The organism is Paenibacillus gorillae (assembly GCF_000513275.1).
GTDB lineage: Bacteria > Bacillota > Bacilli > Paenibacillales > Paenibacillaceae > Pristimantibacillus > Pristimantibacillus gorillae.
Genome location: NZ_CBVJ010000106.1, coordinates 46,277 through 60,154, shown reverse-complemented (window position 1 = coordinate 60,154; position 13,878 = coordinate 46,277). Strand labels below are relative to the sequence as shown.

The following is a 13,878-nucleotide window of genomic DNA, read 5'->3' as shown; positions in this document are numbered from 1 at the left end:
CCCCGCCTAAGGACCAGTCCTTCGTGCGATTCGAGTCGGGGCTCTTCCTTCTGAACGGGTCGCTTTGCTATAATTAGATCATATTAGTGACATGGCTAAATTGCGGCAAAAGGAGGGATCGGAATGAAAGGACATCCAACCGTAATACGGGACCATATCGAGCTTCCGGCCTCTTTTCCGATACTTATATCGCAGACTGAAGGGGTAAGCCCGCCCTTCCAACGGCTGCATTGGCATACGGCTCTTGAGATCAACTATATTGTAAAAGGAAGCGGACACTACTTGATTAACGGTAACCGCTGCGACTTTCAGCAGGGCGACATCGTACTGATCAATTCCAACGACCTGCACCGTGGCTTTGAGAATGAAGGGCTTGTCATGCTGATCGTGATGTTCGATCCTGCGTACTTAGCATTGGAGCAACGTTACGATACGGAGCTGCTGACGCCGTTTCGCGAGATGGGCAGCCGTTTTGAGAATGTGCTAGATCGTCGCCATCCGATGCTGGGGCGCATCGGCTCTGTTCTATTGGAGATGGAGGGCGAGTACAAGGCAAAGGAATCTCACTATGAAGCGGTCGTCCGTGCGCAGATGCTTCGGTTTCTCGCTTTCGTCAACCGTTACTTTTCCAAAGCAGATGGCATGGGAGCGAGCCAGTCACGGGGGATGGAGATTATCCGCCAGACGCTACGCCGGGTCGAGGATCATATCGGTCATCCGTGGACGCTCAAGGAGCTGGCGGAGACGGCTCATCTTAGCCCTTCGAGATTCAGCGCTTTATTTGTACAGACGGTAGGCACGTCGCCGATGGACTATTTGATCCAGCTGCGGCTGTCTCATGCGGTAGCATTGCTGGAGACGACGGATGCGAAAATTATCGAAATCGCGGCTGAATGCGGTTTCCGTAATTTATCCAATTTCAACAGACTCTTCAAGCAGCACATTGGGAAATTGCCCTCGGAGCTTCGGCTAACCCTCAAATAAACAGTAAGATAGTATTAGAACATCGTTCATTATCATTAGAGAACGGTGTTTTTTTGTTCTAGAATAAAGGTATAGAAAACACGAAGGGAGCGTGGGCTTTATCCTTTTTCTAGGGATTGACGCTGGCGGAAGCAAGACGCATGCTTTGTTGACAGATGAGACAGGGCGCGTGCTTGGCCGCGGTTACGGCGGAAACGGAAATCATCAGACCGCTTATGCGGAAGCAAAAAATAGTATCGAGCAAGCTTGCGCGGAAGCGCTTCAAGAGGCTAATGCAGCCAAGGAAGATATTACATTCGCATACTTCGGTCTTGCCGGAGCGGACCGCGAACCGGATTACGTTATTTTGCGTCCCATGATTGCTTCGCTTGGTTATGAGCGTCATGCAATTGCTTGCGATACGATGATTGGCATGCGTGCGGGCACGAAACGTTCCTACGGCGCAGTTATTATAAGTGGTACAGGCTTGAACAGCGCAGCGCGCAACGCCAAAGGCGAAGAGCTCCAATACGGCGGCTTCGGCTATTTGTTCGGTGACGGACACGGGTCAGGAAGCGATTTGGCAGTTCATGCTTTCCGCACAGCGATCCGCAGCTGGGAAAGACGCGAGCAGCCAACGATTCTGACTGAGCTTGTGCCGCGTCAGCTTGGCTATCAATCCGTTCAGCAAATGTATGACGATGCTCTGGATAACGGCAAACGGCCATCCTATGAGCTTGCCAAAACGATGTTCGAAGCGGCTTCCCAAGGTGACGCTGTGGCGATTCGCATTTTGGAGGAAGTAGGCTTGGAGCATGCGAATGCAGCTAATGCGCTGATCAAACGCTTAGGCATGGAAGAGGAGACTTTTGATGTTGTGCTGGCTGGCAGCGTGATGTCGAAGGGCAGCTCTCCGCATTTGGTTGACTCGATCAAGGTTGGTATTAAACAAGTAGCGCCAAACGCATCGGTAGTTAAGCTGACCGTAGATCCGGTGATCGGCGCGTTAATGAGTGCAATGGACAATGGCGGGATTGAAATCGACGAGCGCACAGATGCGGCACTTCGCAGCATCACGCTCTAAATTATAAGGAGGGCATTTCGACATGGAAAAGAAAGCGTTGAAAATTGCAGTAATCGGAGGCGGCTCCTCCTATACACCTGAGATCGTTGAAGGTTTTATTAAGAAATATCCGGAAATGCCGATTCGCGAGCTTTGGCTCGTTGATATCGAGCAGGGACGGCATAAGCTTGAGATTGTGGGAGAGCTCGCAAAGCGCATGGTGGAAAAATCAGGCTTGCCGATCGAGGTGCATCTGACGCTGGATCGCCGCGAAGCGATTGCAGGCGCTGATTTCGTTACGACGCAAATGCGTGTAGGCTTGCTCGAGGCAAGACGCCGCGATGAGCATATTCCGATCTCCTACGGCGTGATCGGTCAAGAAACGACGGGACCAGGAGGCATGCTGAAGGCGCTTCGTACGGTTCCGGTTATCCTGGACATTTGCAAAGATATCGAAGAGCTGGCTCCGAATGCCTGGATGCTCAACTTTACCAACCCTGCCGGTATCGTAACGGAAGCTGTGCAAAAGTACAGCAAAGTAAAAACAGTCGGCCTCTGCAACTCGCCAATCAACTTCCAGAAGTTTCTGGCGAAGCAATACGGCGTGACGGAGGGCGAAGTATTGCCTGAATTCGTCGGCATCAACCACTTGCACTGGGTAACGGCTGCTTATGTACATGGCGAAGACAAGCTGGAGGAGATGATCAACGGCGGCAAGGACTATTCGGCAACCAACGTCACAGCGTTCGACTGGGACGCGGATTTCCTCACTTCGTTGAATGCGATTCCGACGTATTACCTTCGTTACTTCTATATGACGAACACGATGTTTAGCGAGATGAAAGCGTCGCTGGAGAAAAACGGAACACGCGCTGAGGTCGTCAGCCGTGTCGAGACAGAGCTGTTCGAGCTCTACAAGGACGTGAATCTGTCGGAGAAGCCGAAGCAGCTGGAGCAGCGCGGCGGTGCCTATTACTCCGAAGCGGCTGTTAACCTGATGCACTCACTGTATACGGATAAAAAAGACATCCAAACGCTGAACGTCCGCAACAACGGCATTCTAGATTTCCTGCCGGATGATGCCAGCATTGAAGTGAACTGTGTCGTTACGGGACAGGGTCCGATTCCAATCCCGCCGCAACGTGTTCCGGAAGGCATCAAAGGACTGATTCATGCGGTGAAAACCTATGAGTCGCTGACGATTGAAGCGGCAGTGAGCGGCGATAAAGGCATTGCGCTGCAAGCGATGGTACATCACCCGCTCGTTCCGGATGTTGCCGTAGCGAAGCCGATGCTGGACGAAATGCTGGAAGCTAACCGCAGCTATTTGCCTCGTTTTTTTGAAGCGAAGTAAGCGGGACTATTGAAGACGGCACGCTCTGCCGAAGGAAGCAATTGAATGCTTTGGCAGAGCGTACGGCTTCTAATATTTTTAAAGCTTGACAACTTCTTCTTCCCCGCCTATTGTTTAATTAAGTTTCTTAATTAATTAGCAGGTTGAATGAAATGGGGTTTCCTTTTGGCAAAAAAATCAGCAAAGCAGCAGTTCGTTCGCATTACGAACCAAAATTTGATTATAGATACGATCCGGCAGCGGGAGAGCGCAACACGAAGCGAGCTGTCGAAGCTGCTGAATCTGAGCGTTCCGAGCGTATGCACGAACGTAGATCAGCTAGTGGCGCTGGGCATCGTCCGGGAAACGGAGGATGCTTCCTCCGGAGTGGGCCGCAAGGCAAGCAGGCTGCGGTTGAATGACGGGTTCGGTTATATCATTGCGGTTGATCTGAGCAATCCGTGCGTGAACGTAGCTGTCGCGAATTTGAAGCCCGAGATCGTACAGGAGCTGAAGTTCGATATCGAGCAATACGAGCTGGGACAGCTGATGGAGCTGCTGACAGGCAAAATCGAAGAGCTTCTTGCGACCTCGGGTATTAGCCAGGAGCAGCTGCTGATGATATCGGTCTCGGTGCCCGGACAGGTAGACGGGGAAAGCGGGCTGGTGAAATGCGGTTCCTACCTCGAATCGCTAGGAACGGTGAACTTCAGAGAGCCGCTGTCAGAGCGCTTCCTGACGAAGGTGCTCTTGCAAAAGGATATTAATGCCGCGATAATCGGCGAGATGAGCTTCGGCTCCGCTCAAGGCTGCAGCAACGCTGTATTCCTAAGCGCAGACGTTGGCTTAGGACTCGGCATTGTGCTGGATGGCAGGCTTTATCCCGGCAGCTTTCATGCATCGGGTGAAATTGCAGGCTACCTGGTTGGAACGGGCGATGCTGCTCCGGTTCGGCTGCAGGATCAGGTATCGATCGGTGCACTGGTACGCGACGTTCGGGCTGAACTTGCAAACGGCGCTGCCAGCAGCTTGCAGCAGATCTCGACGAGTAAGCCAGCGGGCTTCAACGACATTATGGCAGCCGTACATGCCGGCGATGAGCTGGCTGTCCGCCAGGTGAAGAGACGCGCGCAAATGCTGGCCGCAGTCGTCGTGAATCTGCTTCAACTGCTGGATCTGGATACAATCGTTCTAGGCGGCGGGTTCGTGTCATTGGGACCGGCTTACACCGATACGCTTAAGGAGGAAGTATCGGCACTTATGCCTTCCACGAAAGCGGCAATCGTCCATACGTCCTTAAAGACGAAAGCGGTTCTTATCGGCGGCGTGGCGATTGGCTTAGAGACGATCTTCACCGAGCTTCTGGAGGAAGCGGAATCTAATTGACTCGTTCATTAGATTTTGTTCAATTAATTAATAAAGTTAATTAATTATAATGCGTGGTTGGTTCCCGGCAAGAGTATCGCAGCATTGGATGCTCTCCGGGTTTCAATAGATGAATGAACAATAAAGGAGAGCTGAGCGATGAAGAAGACGGGGAGCAAGGCAACAACGGTCTTATTGACACTTGTAGCGATTATGGTGTTCATGGCGGGGTGCGGAGGCGGCAGCAATGCCGGAGAAAAAAACAAAGGGGAGAACAAAGGCAAAGACAAAGAGATTACGCTGCGCGTAGCGACAAGCTTCGCGGGTTCGGACCCTTGGGTGCCGGCATGGACGAATGCGCTTCAGCAGTTCAAAGACAAGCATCCGAATGTGAAGATCGTCGACGAGTCGACGCCGGTCAACAATGAAGCGCTCCGGACGAAGGTAAAGGCGGATGCGGCTACGGGGAACCTGGCTGACGTTATGTTCTACTTCAATGGCAGCGAGACGGCGATACTGACCGAATCCGGCGACATCGTATCATGGGAGGATGAACTGGCGAAGGACGCAGATTGGGCGAAGCAATTCAATAGCGGCATTATAGAGAAGGTTAAATACAACGGCAAATTGTATGCGCTTCCTTATATCGGATTTTACGAGGGGCTGTTCTGGAACAAAACCTTGTTCGACAAGTACCAGTTGGAAGCGCCTGCTAGCTACGATGCATTTATGAAAGCGGTAGACACGTTTGCGGCTAATGGCATTATTCCTTTCGCGACGTCGCTTACGACCCCTTATTTGCAGGAAGCGCTTGTGCTCTCCCAAGTGGGGCCGGAAGGCCAGCAAAAGGCGTATGATGCTTCCTGGGCGCCGGCATTGAACATCTTCCGCGAGCTTAGCGAGAAGAAGGCGTTTCCGAAAGATGCGCTGACGCTGGATGACGAGAAAGCGCAGGCTTTATTCTCCGGAGGCAAGGCGGCCATGATGTTCAACGGTTCGTGGACGGCCGCAGGCAACAGCAAAATTGAAGGCATTGAAATCCTGCCGTTCCCGCTCGTGCCTGGAGGCAAAGGCGAGAATATGATCGTGTCGGGCTTTGGCTCCGGCTGGTATATGAAGAACAACAAGGATCAAGACAAATATGCGATGTCGCTGGAGTTCATTAAATTCATCACTTCCCCTGACGTTGCGGGCAAATTCGCCGAAATCGGCGGCACGTACGCGGTGCAGGCGACGGCGACGAATGCAACGGCTAAGCTGTTGACGGACGGCAATGCGATGGTTGCTGCGGCTAAGGACTTCGTTATGCCAATCGACTCTTATGTGACGCGGGAATCGTATACGGAATTCACCAAAGGATTGGCTTACCTTTCCGGCGGCAAGAAGACAGCCGAGGAAGTGCTGGCAGAAGCTAAGAAGTTGAACGATAAAGCGACCAAATAGGCTGCGCTCCGAGATCCGCTCCAGGCACGTTCTCGCTAGAAAGACGTGCCCGGAGCGGCACGAGGAACGATAGAAAGGGAGGCGTTCAGCCGTGATTTTCCAAGATAAAAGATATATCGTATTGTTTCTGGCGCCAACGATGCTGCTGCTGGCTATATTTCTGCTATACCCGCTGGGGCAGTCAGTCTATTACAGCTTCACAGACTGGTATAACTTTTCCAATACGAAGCATTTCAACGGTTTGGCCAACTATCGGCAATTAATTGAGGACCCGGTTATTGGCATTGCGTTCAAAAATACGTTTATTCTCGTTGCCGGTGCGATTCTGCTTCAAGCGGGCGGCGGTCTTGTGCTTGCGCTGCTGACCGACAGCATCAAGCGCGGCTTCAAGTTTTTCCGTACGGTGTTCTTTTTCCCGATCGTGATTTCTGGTACGGCCATCGGATTGATGTTCTCCTTGATCTATAACTACGATTATGGCTTGCTGAACGCGCTCATGCGGGCCTTCGGCTGGGGCGAGCAGGTGTGGCTGACAGAGAAAAGCGCGATTTATCTCGTTCTGATCCCGATTCTCTGGCAGTATGTCGGCTTTTACTTCGTTATTTTTCTGACGGGCATGTCCAAAATTCCAGAGGAAATATACGAGTCCGCAACGCTCGATGGCATTACCGGCTACCGCCGCTCGATTTATATTACGATTCCGCTTTTACGGGACGTCATCGCTTCCTGCCTGACGCTGGCGACGGCTGGGGCGTTGAAGGTGTTCGACGTTGTCTATATCGTAACGAAGGGCGGGCCGCTTAATTCGAGCGAGCTGCTCAGCACCTATATGTATACGAAAGCGTTCAATGGCCAAAACGCCGGTTATGCGAGTACGATCGTTATCGCCATGATGGTGCTTGGCATTGTGATTACCGTAGCGCTCAATCGGCTCGTGAAAAAAGAGGCTGCTGGCTATTAATGAAGCCAACAATCAGTCTGCTTGAGAAGGAGATACGGATATGGTGAATAAGGGGCTTCGGCCAGGCGCAGCGAAGCTGATGGTGTATGCGCTGCTCGTTCTGTGGGCGTGTACGACGATCCTGCCGCTGCTGTGGGTGCTGCTCAACAGCTTCAAAACGTCGGATGAAATTTTAATGCAGTCCTTTGCGCTGCCGCATCAATTTAATTTTACGAATTATTGGAAGCTGGGCGAGTATGGCAATATCAATATCGTCAAAGGCTTCGCCAACAGTCTGATCATATCGGGATCTGTCGTGCTGGGCGTATCGCTGTTCGGCGGATTGGCCGCTTTCATATTAGCGAGATTCAAGTTTGGGCTTAAGCCATATTTTAATTATTTGTTTGTCATCTGTATGCTGCTGCCGCAATTCGCCGTCATTATCCCGAACTTCGTCATTATCGAGAAGCTTGGGCTGAATGGTACGTACTTATCGGTCATCTTGCCCCAAATTGCCGGCAATCTAAGCTTCGCGATTATGATGATGACCGGCTTTATGGCTTCCTTGCCGGGAGAATTGGAGGAAGCGGCAGTCATGGACGGAGCGGCGATATGGAAAATCTTCTACCGGATTACGCTGCCGTTGTCGCTGCCGATATTCGCGACGGTGTCGATCATGGTCTTTCTATGGTCGTACAATGAGCTGCTGCTGCCGCTCGTCTACTTGCCGATTCGCGATATGCAGCCGATCTCGGTGCTGCTGTCGCTCGTATCGAACGCTTACGGCACCGATTACGGGGCGATGATGGCGGCGATTGCGATCTCCATTTTGCCGCTGCTTGTGCTTTATATTTTCTCCCAGGAAACGGTAATTAAAGGGTTAACGGCTGGGGCGGTGAAAGGTTAAGAGAAAGCTCAACTGTAATAGCAATCGATTACGACGCTTATAACAAACGATGTACTAATGAGGAGACTTGGACAATGACAAAACCAATTAACGTAATTATTATCGCAGCTCACCCTGATGAAGCAGAGATTTATGCAGGAGGAACGTCGGCTCTGTTCGCAGAGCTTGGCCACCGGGTAAAGTTCGTCTCGCTGACGAATGGCGATTGCGGCCATTTTGCGATCAGCGGACAAGAGCTGGTGGAGCGCAGAGCGGCCGAGGCTGTGGAGGCAGCGAAACGGCTTGGGGTGCTGGCCTACGGCATATTGCCAATCTCCGACGGCAGGCTGACGACCGGATTTGAGGTACGGGAGGAGGTCATCCGGCAAATTCGTGATTGGCAGGCAGATATCGTCATTACTTTCCATCCCGAAGGGACCGGACATGTCGATAACAGGAATGCAGGGAGACTGGTGCGCGACGCTGCGGATTTCATCGCAAAGGTGCCGAATACGGTACCGGATACGCCGCCGCTTGAGGTTTCCCCGTTGTTCCTGCTAATGCCGGACTATGGCAAACGCGCCTCCTACACCGCTGATATTGTCATAGACATTGGCCCAGTGCTGGAGAAAAAGCTGCTGAGCTGCGATGCCCATGCTTCTCAGTTCTATGAATTCGCGCCATGGCAGCGAGGCCTGCTGGATCAAGTTCCGCAAGGCTGGGAGGCAAGACGGGATTATATTCTGGAGCATTGGAGCAGCTTCCTGGACGTTTCGCCGGAGATGACTGCGACTTTAGAACGAGAATACGGAGCGCATGCCGCCAAGGTCCGATATGCCGAACCGTTCGAAATTGCGGATTATGGCAGACGTCCTAATGAGGATGAGCTGAGGAGCTTGTTGCCAATGCTTAGTTAAAACCGAATATTGCAAGAGATTACGATGGTAACGTTCGTGAAATCTATTGACAAAAGGAATCGTTAATCTTTAGAATAAGAGACGGCAAACATATAACTTTATAACTCTTTTCGTATAATCTCAAGAATTGGCTTGAGAGTCTCTACTCGATCACCGTAAATGATCAGGCTACGAAAGGCGAGGAAAAGTCCGTCGGTCCACGGTATACTTTTCCGCGTTTTGCAGAGCCTAGGAGATGAGACAGCGGTAGTCCGCATGTCCCGATTCCTAGGCTCTTTGTACTGCTTGCACACATTTTTGGGGGGTTATGTTAATAATGGAACGTTTCTTTAAGCTAAAGGAACACGGTTCTAACATCAGAACGGAAATTATGGCCGGTCTGACGACATTTATGACGATGGCTTATATTCTGGCCGTCAACCCGATTATTCTGACGCCAGCCGGCTTGGATTGGACGGCAGTATTTCTGGCGACGGCTTTGTCAGCGGGTATTTTCTCCATCGCAATGGGCTTGTTCGTGAATTTCCCTGTGGCGCTTGCGCCTGGGATGGGGCTTAACGCGTATTTTGCATCGGTCATCATTTCATCGGCGGCGACGAACAAGCCGATTTCGATTGAAATGGGTCTGACTGCCGTCTTTATTTCCGGTATTATCTTTATTATTCTAACGCTGACGCAAATTCGTCAGATGATGATTACAGCTGTACCGGACAGTCTGAAGCATGCGATTACCGTCGGTATCGGTTTGTTTATCGCGATTATCGGTCTGAAAGGCAGCGGCCTGATGACGATTGCGGCAACGACCTTCGGTGATGTGAAAGCTGGTGCTTATACAGACCTTGCTGGTCCTGAGACCGTTATCCACCTGGGACATCTCGCTTCGCCAGATGTGTACATGACGATTGTTGGTCTCGTTCTGATCGCAGTTCTGATGGTACTGCGTGTACCGGGTGCAATTTTGTTCGGTATCATCGGCACAACCGTTATTTCCTTGCTTACGGGTCAAATCAATGTGAAAGAAACGCTGACAGGCAAAACATGGGTTCCTGACTTCGGTAAATTGAATTTCGTACATTTCGATTTTGCAGGCGTTATTGAAGTAGGTCTTGTAACGGTCATCTTGACCTTCACGTTCGTTGAGCTGTTCGATACGTTCGGAACGCTAGTTGGTACAGCAAACCGTGCCGGCCTGATGAAAAATAAAGAAGAAGGCACAAAACGCGTCGGCAAAGCGATGTTCGTCGATGCGATTGGTGTAAGCGGCGGCGCAATGCTGGGTACGAGTACAGTAACGGCATTCGTAGAAAGCTCCGCAGGTGTGGCGCAAGGCGGCCGGACAGGCCTGACGTCAGTTACGACGGGCATTTGCTTCCTGATCGCTATTTTCGTAGCACCAGTAATTGCACTCGTTCCGGGTTCGGCGACGAATGCAGCTTTGATCATTGTAGGCGTACTGATGATGCAATCGATCAAAGAGATCGACTTCTCGGACATGGTCTATGCCATTCCTTCGTTCTTGACGCTGGCGCTGATGCCTTTCACTTACAACATTGCGAACGGCATTTCGTTCGGCGTAGTTACTTATGTATTGCTTGCGACAGTTGCTAACGTATCTGGCAAAGGCAAGTACAAAGTTCACTGGCTCATGTGGATTATCGCAGCGCTTGTGCTGGGACGCTTTATTTTCCTCGGCGGAGAATAAGCGAAGCTACAGGCTAGAATCGAATAGGCTGGAGGCGGATTGGACCGGCGCCCCGGCAATAGGAAGAAGCGGCACCCAAAAGCAATGTCATTAAGGTTAGTTAACTTAATGGCATTGGCTCAAAGGGTACCGCTTCTTTATTTTATAAAGAATAAATGAGGCCGAACCTATTATTTGAAAAATAAAAAGTTGGTTGGCAGCTTGCGAAGCTGGCCGTCTGAAGGCTTATTAATGATGCGTCCGTTCCAGATAAGAGAAGAGGAGCCTCCGCCGTCCAGATTATAGCCGTCTACTGCGCCGTAACGATGGAGTAGAATTTGAAGCTCGGCCAGCGTAGCGCCGGAGCTGCCGCCCTCATTGCGCCCGTCCACGACGAGGATAAGCAATTGATCGTCCTTGTAGTTGGCAATGACGGTACGTGGAGCTCTAGCTGGACTCGACTGCCATTTCGGCGGAATCGTCGTCGAGATGCCGTTTTTCAACAGGACGGGGACGAAGGATGCGCCAAACTTGACGTTTTTGTTATCAAGCTCCTGACGGTTCGTGAACTTGCCGCCAATCAGCTTATTGCTTTCATTCAAACCAACGAAGAAGAGATCGGAGTAGGTTGGCTCGAACCCGTCCAGATATTCGCCGTCTAGCATCGTTGTGCTGAGCGGGTAACGTTTGCCGCCGCCATCGGCGAATCCCCCTGCATTAACACCCGCAAAGGCTCCTGTCCGTTTGACGGCCTCCAGCGTCGTCTCAGCGCCGCCGTACCGGTCGCCGCCAAGCGCCATCTGCATGGCATCTCCCGTCTTTAGCTTCAGCTTGAGCGCATAAGCATTGAAGTAATCGGCCTGTATGTAGAACAACTGCGCTCTCAGGTTACTTGTATCGATGGTGCCGGAAGGCTTGCCAAGCTTGGAGGTGATGATGCGGTCGTAAATCTCATACGGCCGTTTGGCTTGCGTAGTCGCTTTATTGACGATCTGCTTCATTTCCTCGTTCGTTTGGGTGTACAGCTTAATTTGCTTTTTAATGGATTGGCTCGTCTCGGCTGCAGTGTCTTGAGCTTTGCTCAGCCCCTCCACCGCTTTGGCGGCTGGCTGCGGCACTTGCTCTTCAGTGGCACTTGCGCTTGATTCGAATTTGGGAAAAGCGCCCTCGCCCATTACGACGGCCACGTCGGAGAACAACAGCCATACCAGCATACCCAGAAAAGGCGTGCAGGCAAGCAGCAGCGTACGGTTCAAATAGCGGACACTGTTGTTGCTCATTTCAGCACATCCAAGCTTTTTTGCAGTTCGTTCAGCTTCTTCTTCACTTCATTTAACTGGCTATACAGCTTATTGCTATTATCTGTTTTGACATCAGCATTGTCTTTTGTAAAGGTAAGCAGCTCGTTAAGCGCATCGACCTTCCCTTCTAGATTGGCAAGGTCCTCTTTATAGCTGGCTTCCAGCTTGTCCAGGCGCTCCTCGTACTGCTTCTGCATATCGGCAATTTGCGAAGAGGTCTGGCGTTCCAGATCGGCGGCTACTTGCTGCTGAATATGATCGCTGTAAAGCTTGGCACCGGCGATGCCGATTAGAATCAGCATAAGCCAGACCATTATAAATAAGAAGAAATACTTTTTGCTCCTCCGAGTCCGGGGCGATCGCTCGTAAATCGAGGATGCGGCTGACTCCAACGGTGCATGATTAGACATATTATGCGTTCACCTCTTCTGTGTCGTAATTGATTAGGAAGACGGGAAGTGAACGAACTGCGTTCAACCAATAGCTATACAATAAAACGGTCGAATGATGGCGAATGTTGCGGGTGTCACTACATTGTAACAAAGAAAAGCTCCCAGGTCTGCCCAGCAGTTTGTGGGATTGACTAGATGCGTTATAATAAGAGTCAACAGAGCTTGAAAGATGAGCTCATGAAGCAAGTTTGGCTTCCGTAAAAACGGGGTAATTGCTTGCTTAGGGTGCTTCCGTAAAAACGGAGCACAGGTGTATCGTGCTTTACAAAATAATTAAAATTCATGAGCGAAGTTTTGCTTCGCAAAACTTTAAGCAAATGCTTACGAAGTAAGTTTTGCTTCGCAAAACTTTAAAGCAAATGCTTACGAAGCGAAGTTTTGCTTCGCAAAACTTTAAAGCAAATGCTTACGAAGCGAAGTTTTGCTTCGCAAAACTTTAAAGCAAATGCTTACGAAGTAAGTTTTGCTTCGCAAAACTTTAAAGCAAATGCTTACGAAGCGAAGTTTTGCTTCGCAAAACTTTTTAGGAGGGTTCGAATAAATGAGTCAGCAAGTGGAACAAGCAATGTTTGCAGGAGGCTGCTTCTGGTGCATGGTACAGCCGTTTGAGGAGACGCCTGGCATTTTGTCTGTTGTATCCGGCTATAGCGGAGGCCATAAGGAAAACCCGACTTATGAAGAGGTTTGCTCGGAGACGACAGGCCATGCCGAGGTCGTTCATATTACGTTTGATCCGCAAGTATTCTCCTATGAGAAGCTGCTGAACGTTTATTGGCGCCAGACCGATCCTACTGATGCGGGCGGACAATTCCATGACCGGGGCGAATCGTACCGACCGGCTATCTTTTACTATACAGAAGAGCAACGGGTGAAGGCAGAGGCTTCCAAAGCGGAGCTTCAGGCTAGCGGACGTTTCGATCGTCCTATCGTGACGGAGATCGAGCCTGCGAAGCCTTTTTATCCGGCAGAGGACTATCATCAGGGCTACCATCATACCAATAAGCTTCGGTATAAAATGTATCGCAAAGGCTCGGGACGCGACGCTTTTATTGAGCATAATTGGACGGCCAACAAGGATAAGGATGCACTGAAGGGCCGCTTGACGCCGCTGCAATATGAAGTGACGCAGAACAATGCGACCGAGCGCGCTTTTACCGGCGAGTTCTGGGATCATAAAGAAGAAGGACTCTATGTCGATATCGTCTCTGGCGAGCCGCTATTCAGCTCCCGTGAGAAATACGACTCCGGCTGCGGCTGGCCAAGCTTTACGAAACCTTTGAAGGAATCAGCCGTTAAAGAATTAACCGACACGACCCACTTCATGGTTCGCACGGAAGTTCGCAGCACTGAGGGAGATTCGCATCTTGGGCATGTGTTCAACGACGGTCCGGGCCCGAACGGGCTTCGCTATTGCATTAACTCCGCATCGCTGCGCTTTATTCCGCGCTCTGACCTGGAGAAAGAAGGATACGGGGAGTACGCTAACTGGTTTAATTAATGTGTGACTAGCATGAAATAGGTGTATAAGGGAGAG

12 protein-coding genes and 1 riboswitch are annotated in these 13,878 nt (G+C 50.9%); of the genes, 10 read left to right on the top strand and 2 right to left on the bottom strand.

The genetic code is table 11. From position 1 onward, the window contains the following. Positions 1–123 precede the first annotated feature (123 nt). From TY10_RS19850 to TY10_RS19810, 9 genes are all read left to right on the top strand, one after another. Positions 124–984: an AraC family transcriptional regulator gene (locus TY10_RS19850; RefSeq protein ID WP_042167241.1), complete on the top strand. Its 861-nt coding sequence runs from the start codon at positions 124–126 to the stop codon at positions 982–984. Positions 985–1,075: 91 nt separating this feature from the next. Continuing rightward, positions 1,076–2,047: an N-acetylglucosamine kinase gene (locus TY10_RS19845; protein WP_238327801.1), complete on the top strand. Its 972-nt coding sequence runs from the start codon at positions 1,076–1,078 to the stop codon at positions 2,045–2,047. A 22-nt stretch (positions 2,048–2,069) separates the two neighbouring features. Then, the gene (locus TY10_RS19840) at positions 2,070–3,380 is read left to right on the top strand and encodes a 6-phospho-beta-glucosidase (RefSeq protein WP_042167239.1); all 1,311 of its coding nucleotides are present in this window, start codon (positions 2,070–2,072) and stop codon (positions 3,378–3,380) included. A gap of 165 nt (positions 3,381–3,545) precedes the next feature. Continuing rightward, positions 3,546–4,745: an ROK family protein gene (locus TY10_RS19835; RefSeq protein ID WP_162160647.1), complete on the top strand. Its 1,200-nt coding sequence runs from the start codon at positions 3,546–3,548 to the stop codon at positions 4,743–4,745. Positions 4,746–4,883: 138 nt separating this feature from the next. Then, positions 4,884–6,167 (top strand): ABC transporter substrate-binding protein, encoded by a 1,284-nt coding sequence (locus tag TY10_RS19830; protein ID WP_042167235.1) that lies wholly within the window; start codon positions 4,884–4,886, stop codon positions 6,165–6,167. Positions 6,168–6,258: 91 nt separating this feature from the next. Then, a complete protein-coding gene (locus TY10_RS19825; RefSeq protein WP_238327799.1) occupies positions 6,259–7,128 on the top strand; it encodes a carbohydrate ABC transporter permease in 870 nt (289 codons plus the stop codon). A 40-nt stretch (positions 7,129–7,168) separates the two neighbouring features. Then, positions 7,169–8,014 (top strand): carbohydrate ABC transporter permease, encoded by an 846-nt coding sequence (locus tag TY10_RS19820; protein WP_042167231.1) that lies wholly within the window; start codon positions 7,169–7,171, stop codon positions 8,012–8,014. A 74-nt stretch (positions 8,015–8,088) separates the two neighbouring features. Then, on the top strand, positions 8,089–8,910 hold the full coding sequence (locus tag TY10_RS19815; protein WP_042167230.1) for a PIG-L deacetylase family protein: 822 nt from the start codon (positions 8,089–8,091) through the stop codon (positions 8,908–8,910). A 90-nt stretch (positions 8,911–9,000) separates the two neighbouring features. Continuing rightward, positions 9,001–9,101: riboswitch (purine riboswitch) on the top strand. Between the two features lie 125 nt (positions 9,102–9,226). Continuing rightward, positions 9,227–10,612 carry an NCS2 family permease gene (locus TY10_RS19810; protein ID WP_042167229.1) on the top strand — a complete coding sequence of 462 codons (1,386 nt, stop codon included), beginning with the start codon at positions 9,227–9,229 and terminating at the stop codon, positions 10,610–10,612. Positions 10,613–10,782: 170 nt separating this feature from the next. On the opposite strand, the gene TY10_RS19805 is transcribed toward TY10_RS19810, so the two are convergent. Then, positions 10,783–11,871, bottom strand: coding sequence for a phosphodiester glycosidase family protein (locus TY10_RS19805; protein ID WP_042167228.1), 1,089 nt, complete (start codon positions 11,869–11,871; stop codon positions 10,783–10,785). Then, on the bottom strand, positions 11,868–12,302 hold the full coding sequence (locus TY10_RS19800; protein ID WP_042167227.1) for a hypothetical protein: 435 nt from the start codon (positions 12,300–12,302) through the stop codon (positions 11,868–11,870). Before TY10_RS19800 ends, TY10_RS19805 begins: the two co-directional genes overlap by 4 nt. A gap of 583 nt (positions 12,303–12,885) precedes the next feature. On the opposite strand from TY10_RS19800, the gene msrB reads away from it, so the two are divergent. Further along, entirely contained in the window at positions 12,886–13,842 is a 957-nt protein-coding gene (gene msrB, locus TY10_RS19795) for a peptide-methionine (R)-S-oxide reductase MsrB (RefSeq protein ID WP_042167225.1), read from the top strand. Positions 13,843–13,878: the final 36 nt, after the last annotated feature.